General features: G+C 45.8%; 21 protein-coding genes, 1 rRNA gene and 1 other annotated feature. All 22 genes read right to left on the reverse strand.

The window, feature by feature from the left end:
- Positions 1-31 precede the first annotated feature (31 nt).
- Entirely contained in the window at positions 32-724 is a 693-nt protein-coding gene (rplA, locus tag AC3EBE_RS21270) for a 50S ribosomal protein L1 (RefSeq protein ID WP_488597025.1), read from the reverse strand.
- A 170-nt stretch (positions 725-894) separates the two neighbouring features.
- Positions 895-1,320: a 50S ribosomal protein L11 gene (gene rplK, locus AC3EBE_RS21275; protein WP_023626445.1), complete on the reverse strand. Its 426-nt coding sequence runs from the start codon at positions 1,318-1,320 to the stop codon at positions 895-897.
- Positions 1,321-1,491: 171 nt separating this feature from the next.
- Positions 1,492-2,025 (reverse strand): transcription termination/antitermination protein NusG, encoded by a 534-nt coding sequence (gene nusG, locus AC3EBE_RS21280; RefSeq protein ID WP_488597026.1) that lies wholly within the window; start codon positions 2,023-2,025, stop codon positions 1,492-1,494.
- A 177-nt stretch (positions 2,026-2,202) separates the two neighbouring features.
- Complete coding sequence (gene secE, locus AC3EBE_RS21285) at positions 2,203-2,385, reverse strand: preprotein translocase subunit SecE (RefSeq protein ID WP_207503091.1); 183 nt, start codon at positions 2,383-2,385, stop codon at positions 2,203-2,205.
- A 50-nt stretch (positions 2,386-2,435) separates the two neighbouring features.
- Positions 2,436-2,585 (reverse strand): 50S ribosomal protein L33, encoded by a 150-nt coding sequence (rpmG, locus tag AC3EBE_RS21290; protein WP_488597027.1) that lies wholly within the window; start codon positions 2,583-2,585, stop codon positions 2,436-2,438.
- Between the two features lie 127 nt (positions 2,586-2,712).
- The gene (gene sigH, locus AC3EBE_RS21295; RefSeq protein WP_488597028.1) at positions 2,713-3,363 is read right to left on the reverse strand and encodes an RNA polymerase sporulation sigma factor SigH; all 651 of its coding nucleotides are present in this window, start codon (positions 3,361-3,363) and stop codon (positions 2,713-2,715) included.
- A 69-nt stretch (positions 3,364-3,432) separates the two neighbouring features.
- A complete protein-coding gene (locus tag AC3EBE_RS21300) occupies positions 3,433-3,942 on the reverse strand; it encodes an NYN domain-containing protein (protein ID WP_488597029.1) in 510 nt (169 codons plus the stop codon).
- Positions 3,943-3,944: 2 nt separating this feature from the next.
- On the reverse strand, positions 3,945-4,703 hold the full coding sequence (gene rlmB / locus AC3EBE_RS21305; protein WP_488597044.1) for a 23S rRNA (guanosine(2251)-2'-O)-methyltransferase RlmB: 759 nt from the start codon (positions 4,701-4,703) through the stop codon (positions 3,945-3,947).
- A 219-nt stretch (positions 4,704-4,922) separates the two neighbouring features.
- Positions 4,923-5,327 carry a Mini-ribonuclease 3 gene (locus tag AC3EBE_RS21310; RefSeq protein WP_488597045.1) on the reverse strand — a complete coding sequence of 135 codons (405 nt, stop codon included), beginning with the start codon at positions 5,325-5,327 and terminating at the stop codon, positions 4,923-4,925.
- 3 nt (positions 5,328-5,330) lie between these two features.
- The gene (gene cysS / locus AC3EBE_RS21315; protein WP_488597030.1) at positions 5,331-6,728 is read right to left on the reverse strand and encodes a cysteine--tRNA ligase; all 1,398 of its coding nucleotides are present in this window, start codon (positions 6,726-6,728) and stop codon (positions 5,331-5,333) included.
- Complete coding sequence (gene cysE / locus AC3EBE_RS21320; RefSeq protein ID WP_488597031.1) at positions 6,709-7,377, reverse strand: serine O-acetyltransferase; 669 nt, start codon at positions 7,375-7,377, stop codon at positions 6,709-6,711. Before cysE ends, cysS begins: the two co-directional genes overlap by 20 nt.
- A gap of 73 nt (positions 7,378-7,450) precedes the next feature.
- Positions 7,451-7,686, reverse strand: a binding site (T-box leader).
- A gap of 124 nt (positions 7,687-7,810) precedes the next feature.
- Entirely contained in the window at positions 7,811-9,268 is a 1,458-nt protein-coding gene (gene gltX / locus AC3EBE_RS21325; RefSeq protein ID WP_488597032.1) for a glutamate--tRNA ligase, read from the reverse strand.
- A gap of 117 nt (positions 9,269-9,385) precedes the next feature.
- Positions 9,386-9,868 (reverse strand): 2-C-methyl-D-erythritol 2,4-cyclodiphosphate synthase, encoded by a 483-nt coding sequence (ispF, locus tag AC3EBE_RS21330; RefSeq protein WP_488597033.1) that lies wholly within the window; start codon positions 9,866-9,868, stop codon positions 9,386-9,388.
- A 308-nt stretch (positions 9,869-10,176) separates the two neighbouring features.
- Positions 10,177-10,872 carry a 2-C-methyl-D-erythritol 4-phosphate cytidylyltransferase gene (gene ispD / locus AC3EBE_RS21335; protein ID WP_488597034.1) on the reverse strand — a complete coding sequence of 232 codons (696 nt, stop codon included), beginning with the start codon at positions 10,870-10,872 and terminating at the stop codon, positions 10,177-10,179.
- Positions 10,873-10,992: 120 nt separating this feature from the next.
- Positions 10,993-12,078, reverse strand: a complete 1,086-nt coding sequence (locus AC3EBE_RS21340; protein ID WP_488597035.1) for a PIN/TRAM domain-containing protein — start codon at positions 12,076-12,078, stop codon at positions 10,993-10,995.
- A gap of 242 nt (positions 12,079-12,320) precedes the next feature.
- Positions 12,321-13,394, reverse strand: coding sequence for a DNA integrity scanning diadenylate cyclase DisA (gene disA, locus AC3EBE_RS21345; protein ID WP_488597036.1), 1,074 nt, complete (start codon positions 13,392-13,394; stop codon positions 12,321-12,323).
- A 4-nt stretch (positions 13,395-13,398) separates the two neighbouring features.
- The gene (gene radA, locus AC3EBE_RS21350; RefSeq protein WP_488597037.1) at positions 13,399-14,778 is read right to left on the reverse strand and encodes a DNA repair protein RadA; all 1,380 of its coding nucleotides are present in this window, start codon (positions 14,776-14,778) and stop codon (positions 13,399-13,401) included.
- A 513-nt stretch (positions 14,779-15,291) separates the two neighbouring features.
- On the reverse strand, positions 15,292-17,730 hold the full coding sequence (gene clpC / locus AC3EBE_RS21355) for an ATP-dependent protease ATP-binding subunit ClpC (RefSeq protein ID WP_488597038.1): 2,439 nt from the start codon (positions 17,728-17,730) through the stop codon (positions 15,292-15,294).
- A gap of 4 nt (positions 17,731-17,734) precedes the next feature.
- Positions 17,735-18,817 (reverse strand): protein-arginine kinase McsB, encoded by a 1,083-nt coding sequence (mcsB, locus tag AC3EBE_RS21360; RefSeq protein ID WP_488597039.1) that lies wholly within the window; start codon positions 18,815-18,817, stop codon positions 17,735-17,737.
- A gap of 2 nt (positions 18,818-18,819) precedes the next feature.
- On the reverse strand, positions 18,820-19,368 hold the full coding sequence (gene mcsA / locus AC3EBE_RS21365; RefSeq protein ID WP_488597040.1) for a protein-arginine kinase activator protein McsA: 549 nt from the start codon (positions 19,366-19,368) through the stop codon (positions 18,820-18,822).
- A 29-nt stretch (positions 19,369-19,397) separates the two neighbouring features.
- Complete coding sequence (locus tag AC3EBE_RS21370; protein ID WP_488597041.1) at positions 19,398-19,859, reverse strand: CtsR family transcriptional regulator; 462 nt, start codon at positions 19,857-19,859, stop codon at positions 19,398-19,400.
- A 500-nt stretch (positions 19,860-20,359) separates the two neighbouring features.
- Positions 20,360-20,464 (reverse strand): 5S ribosomal RNA (gene rrf / locus AC3EBE_RS21375); the annotation flags it as partial.

Consider the following 20,464-nt stretch of genomic DNA (forward strand, 5'->3'; position numbering starts at 1 on the left):
TATCCAATGTCTCTTTAATTGTCAAATACTATTATTTTACAGTTGAAGGATCTACTTTAACGCCAGGTCCCATTGTAGTAGAGATCGTAACGTTCTTCATGTAAGTTCCTTTTGCTGCAGCTGGCTTAACCTTCATCATAGTTTCGAAGATCGTGCCGAAGTTTTCAACAAGCTTCTCGTCTTCGAATGAAACTTTTCCGATAGGTACGTGGATGTTACCAGACTTATCAACGCGGTATTCTACTTTACCTGCTTTGATTTCGTTAACAGCTTTAGTTACGTCGAAAGTAACTGTGCCAGTCTTAGGGTTTGGCATTAAGCCTTTAGGTCCCAATACGCGGCCAAGCTTACCAACTTCACCCATCATGTCAGGTGTAGCTACGATTACATCGAAGTCGAACCAGCCTTGCTGAATCTTGTTGATGTATTCTGCATCGCCAACATAGTCTGCACCAGCAGCTTCTGCTTCTTTAAGCTTTTCGCCTTTAGCGAATACTAAAACGCGCTGAGTTTTACCAGTTCCGTTTGGAAGCACAACTGCTCCACGGATTTGCTGGTCAGCTTTCTTAGGGTCAACGCCCAAACGGAAAGCAGCTTCAACAGTCGCATCAAATTTTACAGTGCTTGTCTTCTTAGCAAGCTCAACAGCTTCTGCAACTGTGTATGCTTGAGAGCGGTCTACAAGCTTTGCAGCTTCTAGATACTTTTTGCCTTTTTTAGCCATTTTAATTTCCTCCTAGAATGTGGTTTTAACGGAATAACCTCCCACGATGAAAGGCAAGCAGCCTAACAACGAAAAAGCAAAGGCGCTTCAGGTGCGCCATATTGGACAGATAAAAGGTTGCGAGTGATATCTATCAGCTTCGCAACCCCCTCAATCCTTTGCAGCAGATATTAGTCTTCGATCGTGATACCCATGCTGCGTGCAGTACCTTCAACCATGCGCATTGCTGCTTCAACGCTAGCTGCGTTTAGGTCAGGCATTTTCTGTTCAGCAATTTCACGTACCTTATCACGCTTAACTGTTGCTACTTTATTACGGTTTGGTTCACCAGAACCAGACTGGATTCCAGCCGCTACTTTCAAAAGAACTGCAGCAGGAGGAGTTTTCGTAATAAATGTAAATGAACGGTCTTCAAAAACCGTAATTTCAACAGGAATGATTAGTCCAGCTTGATCAGCTGTACGAGCATTGAATTCCTTACAGAATCCCATGATATTAACACCGGCTTGACCTAGTGCAGGTCCAACTGGTGGTGCCGGGTTGGCTTTACCAGCAGGGATTTGCAATTTAACCATCTTAATTACTTTTTTAGCCACGAGACACACCTCCTTAAAGTCCGTGATGTGGTAATAGGGGCTTTCCCCTCCCACTCATAACAAAAGTCTTTATATTAAATAAAGAACTTGACATATATCTGTCAATCGTCCAAGACATACTGACCTATGAAATATTACCACTTTTTAAAGTTGATTTCAAGCTATTTCAAATTATAATTTTTGAATCTGTGAAAACTCAAGCTCTACAGGGGTGTCACGGCCGAACATATTAACAAGAACCTTAAGCTTCGCTTTGTCTTTATCAATCTCTTCAATCGTACCTGTAAAGTTAGTGAATGGCCCTTCGCTGACCTGGACTGTTTCGCCAAGTTCGAAGTTGATATCGATTTTCTTTTCCTCCACGCCCATGCGCTTAAGGATGAAAGCAACTTCCTCAGGCAAAAGCGGAGTTGGCTTTGATCCGGCACCAGCAGAACCTACGAATCCTGTAACTCCAGGCGTATTGCGGACCACATACCAGGAATCATCCGTCATGACCAGCTCTACCAGTACATAACCAGGGAATGTCTTACGCTTAACAACTTTCTTTTTGCCGTTTTTGAAATCAGTTTCTTCTTCTTCAGGAACGATCACGCGGAAAATCTTATCCTGCATGCCCATTGTTTCAACACGCTTTTCAAGATTCGTCTTAACCTTATTCTCATAGCCTGAATAAGTATGAACTACATACCAGTTTTTTTCCATTATCGAGGACTAATTCGTCCGTCCCTCCCCAATTCAAAATATAAAGCGCTGGCACCCGGGTGCACTGATCACTTATCATTTTGAATGCGAATTTTTTAACCAAATAAAAAACCCGTAATACGGGCTTTTAACTTGTCCTGCGTTTATATTCTCCATTATACCATGAGTGCTTGGTGGTTATTCAAGAATTAAGCGAATCAATTCAGAAATACCAAGGTCCAGGACAGCAAAGAAAAGAGCGGCAAAAGCAACTGTAGAAAGCACAGTAATCGTATAGCGAGTCAGCTCTTTGCGTTTTGGCCAGCTGACCTTTCTCATTTCACGTCCTACTTCACTGAAGAAATTAGTGATGCGCTGCATTTTGTAACCTCCAACTTATCGGAATTCCAATGATGATCTATCTGAAAACCTTATTTCGTTTCCTTATGGACTGTATGGGCACCGCAGTTGCTGCAGTACTTTTTCAGCTCCAGGCGTTCTGATTGCGTTTGCTTGTTGCTCGATGTAGAATAATTCCGCGAGCCGCATTCTGCGCAAGCAAGAGTCACTTTTTTATTCAAATCGGACACCTACTTATAGTAAGGATATCTATTATATCCTTAAAAATGTAACACGGCTGCTAGATTGTGTCAATAAGTGGTTAGGAGAATAAAAGTCAGTTTTGCGGCTATTTTTTGGCAATTCAGCCTACACTGACAGCTCTCTCAGCTCAAGATATCTCTCAAGCTTCCGCTTCACCCGCTGAAGGGCATTGTCGATTGATTTGACATGCCGGTTCAGCTCTTCTGAAATCTCCTGATAGGATTGGCCGTCCAAATAAAGCGCCAGCACCTTTCTCTCAAGGTCACTCAACAGTTCTGACATCTTCACTTCAATTTGGTCAAACTCTTCCTGATTGATAAATAATTCCTCGGGGTCCATCACTTTGGCGCCAGATAAAACATCCATCAAAGTCCTGTCTGATTCCTCGTCATAAATAGGCTTGTCCAGGGAAACATAAGAGTTAAGCGGGATATGTTTTTGCCTGGTGGCAGTTTTGATTGCTGTAATGATCTGTCGGGTAATGCATAGCTCGGCAAATGCCTTGAAGGAGGTAAGCTTGTCCTCCCGGAAATCACGGATCGCCTTATATAGACCGATCATTCCTTCTTGGACGATATCTTCTTTATCAGCACCGATCAAAAAATAGGAACGCGCCTTGGCTCGTACAAAATTCCGGTATTTGTGAATCAAAAAATCAAGTGCATCACTTTCTCCTCTGTGCACCGCTTCTACGATTTCTTCATCCTCTAGCAATAGATATGCTTCATTCAAACGATTCCCGATGTCAGCACTCATCCTGATCCCCCCGCCCCGTACATACAGTTAGAAATATTATACAGCAGGTTTTTTTAAGGCGTCAATGGGTCATTGCTCTCCTCTGCGCCATTTTTCAAAAATTTCTGCCACTTCTTTTGTAAGCGGAATCTTGGCGCTCGGCTTTTCTTCCTGGATGACCTTCACTTTTTTTTCGATTTTTTTCGAAATCAAATTAGTTTCATTAAGCAGCTCCCTTGCTGATTTCCTTAGGGCTCCCTGCCCAAAAATCGCCCATTGTTCCGTATAGTCGGAGGTGGCCACATGAATTTGTGTTTTGCGGTTGTTGAGGGTGATGGCCAATCTTTCAATCCGTTCATCAGCCGTCTCATTTTCTTTTGTAAAAATTACATCAACCTTATAATTCTTGTATTTCTTCTGAGTACCGGAGACAAAATGCGCATCGAAAACAATGATGACTCGATAGCCTGTATAGGCTTGATACTCAGCCATGATTTCCACAAGCCGGTCCCGGGCAGCCGAAAGCTCCTTCTTTTTCAAGCTGTTCAGTTCCGGCCATGCTCCGATAATGTTGTAGCCGTCAACAAGCAGGATGTCCATGCCTACTCCCCTAGCGGGTGCCTTTTGCGGTGGACTTCATACATCAGCAATGCTGCCGCAACGGAAGCGTTCAGGGAGGTAACCCTGCCCACCATCGGAAGACTTAATAGGAAATCACATTTATCGCGGATGAGTCTGCCCATCCCTTTTCCTTCACTGCCAATGACAAGCCCAAGCGGGAGAGTGCCGTCAATCTGGCGGTAGTCCTGCTTTGCCGAAGCGTCAGTGCCGGCAATCCAGACACCCTTTTCCTTCAGCTCATCGATTGTCCTCGCCAGGTTTGTCACCCTTGCCACCGGAATATATTCAATCGCTCCGGTTGATGCCTTGGCAACCGTTGCGGTCAGGCCGACTGCCCTTCTTCTTGGAATGATGATGCCATGCGCTCCGGAAGCGTCCGCAGTCCTCATGATGGAGCCTAAATTATGAGGGTCTTCGATTTCGTCGAGAATCAGGAAAAACGGTGCTTCATTTTTCTTTTCAGCAGCTGCAAATAAATCCTCGATTTCTGCATATTCATATGCAGCAACCTGCGCAATGACACCCTGGTGGTTGCCGTCAGACAGCTGGTCGATTTTCTTCTTAGGAACGAACTGGACCATGACATTGGATTCCTTCGCCAGCCCGATCACCTGCTGCATCTGTCCGCTCTGTGAGCCTTCAGCAATCAGGATCTTATTGATATCACGCTCAGATTTCAGCGCTTCGATGACAGGGTTTTTCCCGATAATGTAATCCGAATTCGGATCCTGCTCAAGCAGCTGGCCGCGATTTTGTTCATGCTGATGGCCTGGGACCCGAGCCTGCTTCTGATAAGGCTTCTTCTCCCGATCCTGCCCCTGCTTCTGCTTGGCATCAAGTGGTTTTTTCGGTGCCCGGCCCTTGTCCTGCTTTTGTTTCTGGAACTCGTCCTGTTTATTGTGCTGGCTCTGATTCCTCTTCTGTTTCTGTTTCTGGCTCATGCGGAATGTTCCTCCCATCTATTCTTCAGCAAGTGCAAATACCGTGGAAATCAGTTCTTCTATCCGTTCCTCATTACCTGCCAGATACAAATAACCGATCAAGGCCTCGAATGCGGTGCTGTAACGGTATGTTTGGACATCGGTGTTTTTTGGGACAGATCCTGACTTGGCATTCCGGCCTCTTTTAACAATCGTCACTTCAGACTCCGTCAATGCCTCCATCTCCATCAGCTTATGAAGGTATTTCGCCTGTGACTTTGCCGAAACATAAGCCGTCGCCTCTTTATGAAGCTGATTCGGCCTGACCTTCCCGCTTTGCAGCAGGTGATGCCTGACATAAAGTTCATATACGGCATCACCCATATACGCAAGCGCGAGGCTGTTCAATTGCTTTTCATCTACCTTCTGTTCATAATGCAGCATCATTTAGCCTCTTTTCCATCTGATGCCTTGCGGTGTGTCTTCAATGATGATATTCATATCCTTAAGCTGGTCGCGAATCTCGTCAGCCAGCTTGAAGTTTCTTTCTTTTCGCGCCTGTGTACGCTTTTCGATCAGCGCTTCAATCTCCTCATCAAGCAGTTCCTCTGTCTCCAATGTCAGGCCCAGTACGCCAAATAAAGCTTCGAACTCATTCATGAACGCCTGAATGACCTTAACGGCTGTATTCTTCTCCATCAAGTACAGATTCGATAATTTCGAGAGTTCGAACAAGACCGATACGCCGTTTGCACTGTTAAAATCATCATCCATATCCGTGATGAATTGCTCACGGAGCGCAGCGATTTTATCCAGCCACTCCTGATTATTTTCCGTAAGGTCTGCGCTGGCCTCCATCCGGTGCTTCAGGTTCTGGTAGGATGTCTTCAGTCGTTCGAAGGCGGCCTTGGTATTTTCCAGCAGCTCTTCACTGTAGTTGATTGGGTTGCGGTAATGCACGGAAAGCATGAAGAACCTTAACACCTGCGGGTCATGCTTTTTGATGATGTCATGCACTGTGACAAAGTTGCCCAGTGACTTTGACATTTTTTCATTATCGATATTGATATAGCCATTGTGCATCCAGTAACGAGCAAATGTTTTTCCTGTCAATGCCTCTGATTGGGCGATTTCATTCTCGTGATGCGGGAAAGCGAGATCCTGGCCGCCTGCATGGATATCGATTGTGTCGCCAAGGTATTCACGCACCATCGCCGAGCACTCGATATGCCAGCCTGGCCGGCCCTTGCCCCATGGACTGTCCCACGAAATTTCGCCTTCTTTCGCTGCCTTCCAGAGAGCAAAATCAAGAGCATCCTGCTTCTTTTCACCAACCTGGATCCTTGCCCCTACCTTCAATTCTTCAATTGACTGGTGGGAAAGCTTCCCGTACTCATCAAACTTCTTTGTGCGGTAATAAACGTCGCCGCCTGATTCATATGCATAATCCTTCTCGACCAGGGCACTGATGAATTCAATGATCAGATCCATCGTCTCCGTCACCCTTGGATGGGCATCCGCCTTCTTGCAGCCTAGCGCCTGGACATCCTCGAAATAGGCGTTGATGAATCGTTCTGCAATCGTCGGAACATCTTCTCCCAATTCGTTAGCAGCTTTGATCAGCTTATCATCCACATCGGTAAAATTGGATACAAACTGGACATTATAGCCGCGGAATTCAAGATAGCGGCGAACCGTATCAAAAACGATAGCCGGGCGGGCATTTCCGATATGGATATAGTTATAGACCGTTGGTCCGCACACGTACATTTTAACTTTTCCCTCTTCAAGAGGGATAAACTCTTCTTTATTTCTTGTTAACGTATTATAAATTTTGATGCCCATGCTCCAGGCTCCTTCCTTGCTTCGCTTCTTCCAATTCTTTTCTCAGCCTATCAAGCTCTTCTTCAATATCCTTGCATCTGTCCGATACCGGATCAGGCAAATCGCGATGGTTCAAGTCCTTTTTGATGCGGACGCCGTCCTGGATGACGATTTTGCCCGGTATCCCGACAACAGTGGAGTTGGGCGGCACATCCTTCAAGACAACCGATCCGGCACCTACTTTAGAATTTTCCCCAATTGTAATTGAACCTAATACCTTTGCACCTGTCGCAATCAAAGCATTATCCCTGACTGTCGGATGTCGCTTGCCTTTTTCTTTTCCGGTTCCGCCGAGGGTAACCCCCTGGAATACTGTTACGTTATCACCAATTTCGCACGTCTCGCCGATAACCACTCCCATTCCGTGGTCAATGAAAAAACGTCTGCCGATTTTGGCTCCAGGATGGATTTCAATCCCCGTGAAAAAGCGGCTTATTTGTGAAATCACTCTTGCGATAAAATAAAATTTCCGTTTGTAGAATGCATGTGCCAATCGGTGCGACCAAATTGCATGCAGCCCGGAATAGGTCAGGATGACTTCAAGGGCGCTTCTGGCAGAAGGGTCCTGGTCGAAGACAACATCTATATCTTCTTTGATCATTTTAAACACGGCGATATCCCCCTTTTTGAAATAATTTGCTGTTACGAAAAAATCCAAAATAAAAAGCGCCCCTGCCGAAAACGACAGAGACGCTTGGATGCGCGGTTCCACTCTGTTTAGGCCCGCTTTATTATGCGCAGCCTCAACTTTAACCTGTTAACGGGAGGTCCCGCCCAATACTACTGAGACAGCTTTTGTCTGTTCGCAATGGGGCTCCGAGGCGCATTTCAAAAAATGAGAGGCCTGAACCACTTTCAGCCGGTGATGGTTCTCTCTAATAAGCGTCATCCTTCTACTTTTCCTCTTCAACACTTTTGGATTTTATGGAATTACTCTTACTATATTATATTTTTGTTCATCTGTTAACTAATTGAACTTAAAAAAGTCATTGGCCCAGGCTGTTTTCCGCTCTCCCCTTAATTAGGTACCGCCAATAAGCCATTTATCCTAAAAGCTGCTTAACTCTTTCGCTCACCTTTTCCTTGCCGATCAGTTCCATCGCAAGCATCAGGTCCGGGCCATGTGTCTGGCCAGTTGCTGCCGCCCTGACAGGCATGAACAGCTTTTGGCCTTTTTGGCCGGTTCCTTTTTGGACAGCTTTAACGGCAGCCTTGATTGCATCTGCTTTGAATTCCTCAAGCTGCTCGATTTCTGCCAGGAAAGCTTTCAGCACTTCCGGCACCTGCTCACCAGCGAGGACTTCCTTTGCTTCCTCGTCATAGTGTACCTCATCGCGGAAAAATAAATCCGACATCTCGACGATTTCTGCTCCAAAGCTCATTTTGTCGTGATACAGGGAAATCAAGCTGCGGACCCAGGCATTTTCTTCCTCAGAACGGTTTTCACTGATCTTCCCAGCCTTGATTAGATGAGGCAATGCCAGCTCAACGACGCGGTCAAGGTCAGCCTTTTTCATGTACTGGTTGTTCATCCATGCAAGCTTCTGCTGGTCAAACAATGCAGGTGATTTAGAAAGCCTTGCTGCATCAAAAATTTCGATGAACTCTTCCTTCGCAAAGATTTCTTCCTCTCCTGAAGGAGACCATCCAAGCAATGCGATGAAGTTGAACAATGCCTCCGGCAGATATCCTAGCTCCTCATATTGCTCGATGAACTGGATAATTGACTCATCACGCTTGCTCAGCTTTTTGCGGCTTTCATTGACGATCAGCGTCATATGGCCGAATACCGGCGGCTCCCAGCCGAACGCTTCATAAATCACAAGCTGCTTCGGTGTGTTGGAAATATGGTCATCCCCGCGGAGCACGTGGGAAATCTTCATCAAGTGGTCATCAAGAACAACTGCATAGTTATATGTTGGCGTGCCATCCTTTTTCACGATGACAAAATCCCCCATGCCGTCGGATTCAAAGCTGACTTCACCTTTAACCATATCATCAAACTTAATGATTTGGCCTGCAGGCACCTTAAAACGCAGGCTTGGCTGACGGCCTTCTTTTTCAAATTGCTCCTGCTGTTCCTGAGTCAAATGGCGGCATTTTCCTGAGTAATGAGGAGTCTCATTGCGCGCTGCCTGCTCTTCACGCTCAGCCTCAAGCTCTTCCTCTGTGCAATAGCACTTATAGGCAAGGCCTTTCTCCACTAGCTCCTGGTTGTACTGTTCGTAAATATGATTACGCTCTGACTGGCGGTAAGGGCCGTATTCGCCGCCGACATCAACGCTTTCATCCCAGTCGATGCCAAGCCATTGAAGGTATTTCAACTGGCTTTGCTCTCCGCCCTCGATGTTGCGTTTCTTGTCAGTATCCTCAATGCGGATGATGAACTTTCCGCCTTTGTTCCGTGCAAATAAATAATTGAAAAGTGCTGTACGGGCATTCCCGATATGTAAATGGCCTGTCGGACTCGGCGCATAACGCACTCGAATATCTGATGACATAGTAAAATCCTCCTCTAATATCGCTGTCCATTATTGTATCACTTCCCACCGGAAAAGCGGAAGTGCCTATTTCAAAGGGATTTAACGGCTTGATATCCGCCTGCTGGAAAGGGTAAATCACTTTCCTGTTTCCTTCAAGAGCACAACCGCCTGTGCGGCAATGCCTTCTTCCCTGCCTGGGAATCCAAGCTTTTCTGTTGTCGTCGCCTTCACATTCACCTGGCCTGGTACTGCTTCAAGCAGTTCGGCGATCCGCTGGCGCATCGGCTCGATATTCGGCGCCATCTTTGGTCTTTGTGCAATGATCGTACAATCAATATTCACAAGCTCATAGCCTTTTTCCTTCACGATGCCCCATACATGTGCAAGAAGCTTGGCAGAATCAGCATCCTTAAATTCGGGGTCCGTATCAGGGAAATGCCTTCCGATGTCCCCTTCTCCAATCGCACCAAGGCATGCATCAGCAACTGTATGTAAAAGAACATCTGCATCAGAATGGCCAAGAAGGCCTTTCTCGTAAGGGATCGTTATGCCGCCAATGATCAATGGGCGCCCCTCTGTCAGCTGATGTACATCAAATCCTTGTCCTATACGAAACATAATGACTAGCTCCTTTTATGTTAGGCTTTTTTTTAAAATGGCTCATTTCTATATCTTTGCTGCTATTGAAAAATATTGTAATACGAGGGAACCTTATATTGCTTTAAATAGGGTTTTGTAATAAAAATTCTGTTGATTTCCGTTACAGGCGCTTCGCTTTCCTCGGGGCGTTCGGTGAGCCTCCTCGTCGCTTCACTTCTGCGGGGTCTCACCTGCCCGCTAAATCCCGAAGGAGTCTGCGCGCCTTCCACTACCATCAACAGCATCACAATTCAACATTAGTGAAAAGCAATTGAACTCTGCTAAAATTAAATTCCTGATTCTTTAAGTTTGCGCAGAATCGCTTCGGCAAAATATAAATCTTCAGGCGTTGTCAGCTTAATATTATCATAGTCACCTTCAATAATTGCGACTGGATGCGGAAGTCTTTCTACAAGGCTGGATTCATCCGTGCCGACAAACTTTTCCCTTGCCGCCTGGTCATGGGCTTCAAGCAGGATTTCAACACGAAAAGCCTGCGGAGTCTGGACAGCCCACAAGCTTGAGCGCTCAACCGTTTCAGCTACCTGGCCATTCACCGCTTTTTTGATGGTATCCTTGACCGGAACAGCCACGATCGCCCCGCCCTCATTGCTTGCTGCTTCAACCAGCTTGCGGATGGTCTCGACTTTTATAAATGGTCTTGCCGCATCATGGACCAGGACTATTCCAGCAGTGTCATCAAGCGACTTCAGCCCGTTATACACACTATCCTGCCGTTCTTTTCCGCCCATGACAAGTGAGCTGACCTTATGAACTTCGTACTCTCTCAATAACTGCTTGAATTCCGCCTCATCATCCGGATGGATGGCGAGGATGATTCCGGAACACTCAGCATCGGCTTCAAACACCTTCAGCGTATGGATCAGGACAGGCACTGCCTCTAAAGTTAACAGCAGCTTATTTTTTCCTGCTCCCATTCTTTTTCCCTGTCCCGCCGCCGGGATAATGACCTGATAAGGCATATGAAAACTCCAATCTTTTTTTACAGATTAACGGGCAGCCAACCCCCGGCCTGCTGCCTTATGGATTGCAGAAAGGTAACGGGGATTAACTGCCCTAAGGCTTAATAAGTATTAATCAAATTATAACGCTTTTTCCAACAGTTTCGGCTTTGCAAAAATCATCCTGCCGGCAGATGTCTGGAGGACACTCGTGACAAGTACATCGATCCGCTTGCCGATATAGTCGCGTCCTTCCTCAACTACAATCATCGTGCCATCATCAAGATAAGCAACACCTTGATTATGCTCCTTGCCATCCTTGATTACCTGGATATTCAGCTCTTCTCCAGGAAGTACAACCGGCTTGACAGCATTCGCAAGGTCATTGATATTCAGCACAGCGACTTTTTGCAGCTCACAAACCTTGTTCAAGTTGAAATCGTTGGTGACAACAACGCCATTCGTCAGCTTGGCAAGTTTCACGAGCTTGCTGTCCACTTCCTGGATATCGTCGAAATCACCTTCATAAATCTCTACCTTAATCGCCAGCTCCTTTTGGATGCGGTTAAGGATGTCCAATCCGCGGCGGCCGCGATTTCGCTTCAGCACGTCGGATGAATCAGCAATATGCTGAAGTTCTTCAAGGACAAATTGCGGAATGACAATAACACCTTCTAAAAAGCCAGTCTGGCAAATGTCCGCAACTCTTCCATCAATAATCACACTTGTATCGAGAATCTTCCACTCTCTTGCACGTTCTTCTTTTTCGACTTCTTCTTCGCTGCCCTTTTTCTTCGACCTGGTGAACAAACCAAGCAGTTCATCGCGTTTCTTGAAGCCAACCTGGAATCCAAGATAACCGAATAATAGGGTCAAAAGCGTCGGGGCTACAGTATTTACAATCGGCACCTGGATTGCATTCAGGGCAAAGCCTACTAAAAAGGCCACCAGCAATCCAAAGAACAGGCCCACACTGCCAAAAATAACATCAGTGATTGGCGCCTTAATAAGCGATTCTTCAGCCCACTTCACAAAATTGGTCACATGGTCTACAGCCCAAAAAGTAAGAAGATAAAAAATAAGTGCGCCCAAAACAGCAGTAACATAAGGATTATTGATGAGAGTCGTGTCTCCCATCTTCATTAAAGTTAATAAATCAGGAATTAAGAATATACCAAGCGTTCCCCCAGTAATGAGGAAGCAGGCTTGAATGATACGTCTTAACATCCTTTCACCTCCTTTTACTCATTATAAACAACTTCCAAAATTTGAAACCCTGCACATGGCAAGTTTTTAATTATTCATTTCCTCATTCAATGAATATTTTTTCGCCCAAATGTTAATACGAATGAATCGCCATAAAGGTTACGAAAATGAGGGAATTAATTTTATCAATAGGAGTCCTCTTAAAAGTAGCATCGTGCCATTAGAGTGTCAATTTAAAAGCGGCACCGCCAGATTGGGCAATTTTACATCTGGCGGTCTGCCATCAGCTGGTCCTTGATCAGCTTGAAGCCTTCTTTGATTTTACGGGCTCGCACTTCACCAATTCCTTCAACATCATCTAGCTCTTCGACCGATGCTGAAATCATGTCTGTGAACCTGTCGAACCTTTTGATCAAATTTTCAACAATGATCATCGGAAGCCTAGGAATTTTATTGAGCACCCTGTACCCGCGCGGATAAATGAATTCATCGAGATGGACATATCCCTGGAAACCGAGCAGCTTTAAAATGATCGTATCTTCGATTACCCCAGCTTTTGAGAGCTCCTGGAATCTCGTCAGTACATCCTCCGCCTTCACAGCAGGGTCGGCTGAGTAGTCCTTGACCACTAGCAGCGCTTCCTTCTCCATCTCAGAAATCAGTTCGTGCATCTGCAGGCGGATCAGCTTGCCTTCCAAACCTAGTTCACTAAGGTAGTTTAATAGCTCAGTCTTGATTCTCAACACCATCTCAAACCGGTGGATGACCTGCAGCAAATCATTATAGGTAACCAGGTCTTCAAACTCGAGAATCCCCAGGTTGGTAATGCTTTGTTCAAGCACTACCTTATACTTTTCAAGTGTCTGGATCGCCTGGTTCGCTTTTGTTAAGATAACCCCGATTTCCTTCAGTGCATATCTTAAGTTGCCCTGATACAGGGTAATGACATTGCGCCGCTGGGAGATCGCGATAACTAGCGCCTTTGTCTGGCGTGCAACTCTTTCGGCCGTCCGGTGCCTCATCCCCGTCTCTGTTGAGGGTACTCCTGTGTCCGGGTGAAGCTGAGCATTGGCAAACAGGATTTTACTACCGGTTTCATTGAGGATAATGGCCCCGTCCATTTTTGCCAGCTCATATAGGGAGCTCGGGCTGAAGCGGCAATTGATTTCGAAGCCGCCATCAACGATATCCTTTACTTTTTCATTATAGCCGAAGACGATCAGCCCGCCTGTATTGGCACGGAGAACATTATCGACCCCTTCCCGAACAGCTGTTCCAGGTGCGATAAATTGAAGAATTTCACCTAATCCCTTTTCTTCGAGGTTTTTATTTTCCAATCCATCACCCCCCTAAAGTGACTTTAAGTGCGTGGCTGACAGTTGAGACACCGATCAGCTCCACTCCCCTGGGCGGAGTCCACCCGCCAAGATTGTTTTCCGGCAAAATAATTCTCTCAAAGCCGAGCTTCGCTGCCTCCTGTACCCGCTGTTCAATCCGCGATACCCGCCTAACTTCGCCTGTAAGGCCGACCTCACCAATGATGCAATCCGTGGCACGGGTTGGCTTATCCCTAAAGCTAGAAGCAATGCTGACCGCCACCGCAAGATCGATTGCCGGCTCATCCAGCTTCACGCCGCCGGCAACCTTTAAGTAAGCATCCTGGTTGGCCAAAAGCAGCCCGACCCGTTTCTCAAGCACTGCCATCAGCAGCGACACCCGGTTATGGTCAATCCCAGTCGCCATTCTTCTTGGATTCCCGAAGCTGGTCGGAGAAATGAGCGCCTGAATTTCCACCAGCACAGGGCGCGTCCCTTCCATCGAAGCCACAACAGTAGAACCTGAAGCCCCCTGTGACCGTTCTTCCAGAAAGATTTCCGATGGATTCGCTACTTCCTCAAGCCCCGCTTCCTTCATTTCAAAGATTCCCATCTCATTCGTCGATCCAAAACGGTTTTTGACCGCTCTCAGGATTCGGTAAGTATGGTGCCGCTCCCCTTCAAAATAAAGAACCGTATCAACCATATGCTCAAGCAATCTTGGTCCGGCAATCGACCCTTCCTTGGTAACATGGCCGACGATGAAAATTGCGATTCCCTTCGTCTTGGCGATTCTCATCAGCTCTGCTGTACATTCCCTTACCTGTGACACACTTCCAGGCGCGGATGTAACCTCCGGATGGAAGATGGTCTGAATGGAATCGACAATCACAAAATCTGGTGATGTATTATCAATTGTCATGCTGATTTCCTGTAAATTAGTCTCCGAATAGACAAGCAAATTAGGAGAAGTGACACCGAGACGGTCAGCACGCAGCTTCGTCTGCCTCATCGACTCTTCACCAGAAATATAAAGGACAGAATGATCCTTCCGCGCCAGCTGATAGGAAACCTGCAGCAGCAAAGTTGATTTGCCTATCCCCGGGTCCCCGCCAATCAAAACAAGCGAACCCCGGACAACACCGCCGCCCAGGACGCGGTTTAGTTCATTCAGGTCTGTCGTGATCCTCGGTTCACTCATCGTTTCAATTGAAGTGATCGGAGTAGCCTTCGCAGCCGCAGATGGACCGCTAGAATTAGTAAAAGCGCCTCTCCGCCCCGAGCCAGTGACTTCCACTTCCTCAACCATCTTGTTCCACTGCCCGCACCCCGGACATTTGCCCATCCATTTTGCCGACTCATAGCCGCATTCCTGGCACATGAACTTCGTTTTTCTCTTCGCCATTTTCTTAGCCTCTCCATCTATCAATAAAAAGTATTACCTCTATTTTAATGCCAAACAGCACATAAAAGAAATGATTGCTGCTCAATGAAATATGTAATTTAAAATTGTTATAAGTGCCTATCATAGACTTGGTTTGTTTTAGCCTGGCAGATTGTTATTGGGACACTGCTTATGCCATTTCGAACGTATCCTTTCGTGTTGAATTGTTATAATGGGGATTCTTATGACAAATCGATTGCGATTTTTCCTTTTGAATTGTTCAAATAACCACGCTTATAACAATTGGTTTTCGCTTTTTAATAGCTGTTAAGCGATGCATTAACAAGACCGTTCTACTCGTGATAAACGCAAACCAGCACGGCAGCCCAAATCGTTAACGCAGCGATCTTATGTCTATCCAATACTTTCTCTCTAAAACTGCTTCAATATCCCTTTAACAAATCCCTTAAATAAGAGAAAAGGGGTACACGTATTTATTGTACGTATACCCCTTGGTATTACCTGTTAAGCAACTTAAGCTTTTGCTGAACCTTCAGGCGTTTTGACGACAAATTGGCCGTCCTCTACATCAATCACGACGTGCTGGCCTGTAAGGACCTTCCCTTTAAGAAGTTCTTCTGAAAGCTGATCCTCGATGTGCTTCTGGATTGCCCTGCGCAATGGACGGGCTCCGTACTCTGGATCATATCCTTCCTCTGAAATCTTCTCTTTAGCAGCATCTGTCAGCTCTAATGAAATTTCCTGCTCCTGCAGGCGCTTCACAAGCTGATCGGACATCAATGTCACGATCTCCTTCAGATGTGGTTTTTCAAGAGCATGGAAGACGATGATTTCATCAATACGGTTAAGGAATTCCGGGCGGAATGCTTTTTTCAGCTCTTCCATAACCTTGCCCTTCATATCCTTATAATCCTGTGCTCCATCCTGGATGTTAAAGCCAACATACTTGTTGCGCTTCAACGCCTCAGCACCAACGTTGGATGTAAGGATCATGATGGTATTGCGGAAATCGACTGTACGTCCTTTAGAATCTGTCAAGCGGCCATCTTCAAGGACCTGAAGCAGGATGTTGAAGACATCCGGGTGAGCTTTTTCAATTTCATCAAGCAGGATAACAGAATAAGGCTTTCTGCGGACCTTCTCAGTCAGCTGGCCGCCTTCGTCGTATCCAACATATCCTGGAGGAGAACCGACAAGACGAGATGTTGAGTGCTTCTCCATATACTCGGACATATCTACACGGATCATTGCATCCTCATCACCAAACATGGATTCTGCCAGAGCTCTTGCTAATTCCGTTTTACCTACACCTGTAGGTCCGAGGAAGATGAATGAACCGATCGGACGTTTAGGATCTTTTAATCCTGCACGTGCACGTCTTACCGCCTTGGAAACAGCCTTAACCGCTTCCTCCTGGCCGATAACGCGTGAATGAAGGATTTCCTCAAGATTTAAAAGCTTATCCGTTTCCGTCTGGGCAAGCTTGGTAACAGGGATATTCGTCCAGCTGGAAACTACATTTGCAATGTCTTCGACCGTGACTTCACTGTTTTCCTTACCCTGTTTTTCCTTCCACGTTTTCTTTGTGTTTTCAAGCTGCTCGCGGAGGCGCTGTTCTGTATCTCTTAACGATGCAGCTTTTTCAAACTCCTGGCTCTGTACAGATGCATCCTTCTCCTTGCGTACTTCCTCAAGCTTCACCTCAAGCTCCTTCAGGTTTGGCGGAGTTGTATAAGATCGAAGGCGAACCTTAGATCCAGCTTCATCAATCAAGTCAATCGCCTTATCCGGCAGGAAGCGGTCAGAGATATAACGGTCAGAAAGCTTTACTGCAGCTTCAATCGCCGCATCAGTGATAGACACTCTGTGGTGTGCCTCATAACGGTCTCTCAACCCTTTTAGAATCTGGATTGATTCTTCAGCAGTTGGCTCATCGACTGTGATTGGCTGGAAACGTCTTTCTAAAGCAGCATCTTTTTCGATATATTTACGGTATTCATCAAGTGTCGTTGCACCAATACATTGAAGTTCACCACGGGCCAATGACGGCTTCAGGATATTTGATGCGTCAATCGCACCTTCTGCTCCACCGGCACCAATCAATGTATGCAATTCATCAATGAACAGAATTATATTTCCGGCCTGGCGGATTTCATCCATTACCTTCTTCAGGCGGTCTTCAAATTCACCGCGATATTTCGTTCCTGCAACAACCGTACCCATATCAAGAGTCATTACACGCTTGTCACGAAGAATTTCCGGAACTTCATTGTTGACGATCTGCTGTGCCAATCCTTCGGCAATGGCTGTTTTACCGACACCAGGCTCTCCAATCAATACCGGATTATTCTTTGTACGGCGGCTAAGCACCTCGATAACCCTTTGGATTTCCTTGCTTCTGCCGATAACAGGGTCAAGGCTTCCTTCTCTGGCGATCGCAGTCAAATCCCTGGCAAGACTATCAAGTGTCGGAGTGTTCGCATTCGCTGCTCCTCCGCCCTGATGCCCGGAAGTTTCATTGCTTCCCAGTAGCTGAAGCACCTGCTGGCGCGCTTTATTCAAGCTTACGCCAAGGTTATTCAGAACTCTGGCAGCAACACCTTCGCCTTCACGGATTAGACCTAGAAGAATATGTTCTGTGCCAACATAAGAATGTCCCAGTTTCCTTGCTTCATCCATGGAAAGCTCAATGACCTTTTTAGCTCTCGGCGTATAGTGGATCGTCTGGGAAGTTTCCTGGCCGCGGCCAATCAGGTTCTCAACTTCCTTCTGGATTTTCTCTGCACCTAACCCAAGGCCGTACAATGCCTTTGCCGCGATGCCTTCTCCCTCACGCACAAGGCCAAGTAAGATGTGTTCTGTACCGATATTGTTATGTCCAAGGCGGATTGCCTCTTCCTGTGCGAGTGCCAATACTTTCTGTGCTCTCTCTGTAAATCTTCCAAACATCATAAGATCATCCTCCTGACTCTTCTTTTGTTTCCATATTCAATCGTTCTCTTATTAAAGCAGCTCTGCGGATATCCCTTTCATTTGGCCGGAGCGGCCCGCCCGCATACTGTTGTAAAAACCCTGGCTGAGTTAAAATCATCAGTTCATTTAAAATCGATTTGGAAATATTTTTAATATAGCCCATATCTATGCCAAGCCTCAAATCGGAAAGGCACTGGGCAGCTTCCTTCGTTTCGATGATCCTGCTGTTTGCAAGAATTCCATAAGAACGAAAGACTCTGTCTTCTAATTGTATGTTAGAAGTCTTCGCTAATGCTTCCCGTGCGGACCTTTCCTGAGATATTATCTGGCTTACAACACTTTTCAGATCCTCCACAATATCCTCTTCAGATTTGCCCAGAGTGATTTGGTTGGATATTTGAAAAATATTGCCCAGAGCCTCACTGCCCTCACCGTAAATTCCTCTTACCACTAAACCTAGCTGGTTAATCGCAGGTACAATCCGGTTCATTTGCTGAGTCATCACCAATCCGGGCAGATGCATCATGACAGAGGCCCGGAGACCGGTCCCAGCATTCGTTGGGCAGCTAGTCAGATATCCAAAATTTTCATCAAAAGCGTAATTGACATGCTCCTCAAGCCAATCATCAATTTCATTCGCTGCCTTTAACGCTTCTGTCAGCTGAAAGCCCGGGAATAAACATTGAATCCTTATGTGGTCTTCTTCATTGATCATGATGCTGATTTCTTCGTTTTCTGATAAAAGGCATGCTCCATGGACTGAATTTTCAGCAAGGTGCGGGCTGATCAAATGCTTTTCAACAAGCACCCTCTTCTGTAAAGGCGGGATTTCATCCATCTTGATCAGTTCCATTTTGCCGCAGCTGGAAAAGGAGCTGCTATTAACCCTCTCCATAATGGTACCAATAACCGCCTCTGCCTCCCCGTTGGTAAACAAGGTTGGAAAATTGTATTCATCGAGGTTACGGGCAAAACGGATGCGAGAGCTGAGGACAATATCTGAATCAGGGCCATCAGAACTCATCCAGGAACTGACAGCCTGACTGATAAACTTCTCCAGTGACAAGTCTATTCCCCTCCCTCTTGCTTCTCTGCCAGCTGCCTTTCCATTTCCCTGATCTGGTCCCTGGTTTCAGCAGCCTTTTCGAATTCTTCCTGAGAGATAAGATCTTTCAGCGTTTGTTTTAAATCATCAATCGTCTTTCTTAAATGAATATCCCCGCCGACTCTCTTAGGAATCTTTCCATTATGTGAAAAATTCCCGCTATGGAGTCTTCTAAGGATCGGAGTCAGCTGCTCACGGAAGGCATCATAGCATGTAGCACATCCGAAGCGGCCAACCTTTACAAACTGAGGAAAAGTCATCGAGCACTGGGGACATTGAAGGACTTTTTCCGTTTGGAAAGCCTCTTTCTTCTGTCCCTGGAAAGCAGGCTCCATATTAAACAATCCGGCAAGCAAACTATTAATTGAAAAACCCGGCCCGTTGTTCATCATAAACATATCGCCTTTTTCCTGTGCGCATCTTTCACATAAATGCATTTCGGTTTTTTCGCCGTTTGAAAAATTCGTGAAGTGCAGCGTTGCAGGCCTCTGATTACACTCTTGGCAAATCATGCCCTCACCTCTTTACGTCTGCTCTGGTTTTATTTATATTTCAAAGCGATCAGCATTGCCTTTAACATTCTTGCCCGCAGTTCATCCCGCTGCGGAAGCTCGATATAAAGGACGGATCGATCCAGGACGCTCAGCATAATTTTAGCCTCGCGGTTTGTCACCACATCCTCCTCAACAAGGCGGTAAATGACATCTTCAGCACTGCTCTGAGAAATCCGTGTGTGAATCAAAGACAGTATATTATCAATCAGGTGTGCATGATCATAGGTCTGAACCTTGATGATGCGGATATAGCCGCCTCCGCCCCGCTTACTTTCAACAAGATAGCCTCTTTCGATTGTGAACCTGGTATTGATGACATAATTGATCTGGGACGGTACGCATTGAAATTTATCGGCGATTTCACTTCGCTTGATTTCAACGATGTCCTGATCGCTCATTTCCAACACCTGCTTGAGGTAATTCTCAATGATGTCCGATATATTCCTCACTAAACCTCCCCCTATCTGACTTTGACTATATTTGACATTAATTATACAAAAAAATTTTTTTCCTTGCAATTAATGCATCTGGATTTATTTTCTCCAAAATTATGTATGCCAAAACCTTACAAGTGGGGTTGTTGGTTATTATACCCATATTAAACTAAGTGGAAACTTGGTCTTGAAAGGATGATTGAAGTTTTTTAGATTGGACTTTTAAAATAGGAGTTACTTAGGGGGATTTACTTTTTTTCTTAGCTCAAAATATGTTGCAGATGACGATATCAGGCAGGGGTGTTTCGGATGACAGACAGGGTTAAAATAATTTCCAAGGAGGATAGCTGCTTTTTCAGGTTATCAACCGGGTCCAGGTTTCCTCCAGTTCTGACAGATGGAAACAAGCAGCAACCAGTGGGAAATGAATACCTTTCCCATAACCAATTGCTGAATTTTTTTACGGCCATTTTTAAATAAAAAAAAGAACAGCCATATCAGCTGTTCTTTCATTTGCCCGGCGGCGTCCTACTCTCACAGGGGGAAACCCCCAACTACCATCGGCGCTGAGAAGCTTAACTTCCGTGTTCGGTATGGGAACGGGTGTGACCTTCTCGCCA

This window comes from Mesobacillus sp. (assembly GCF_057785455.1).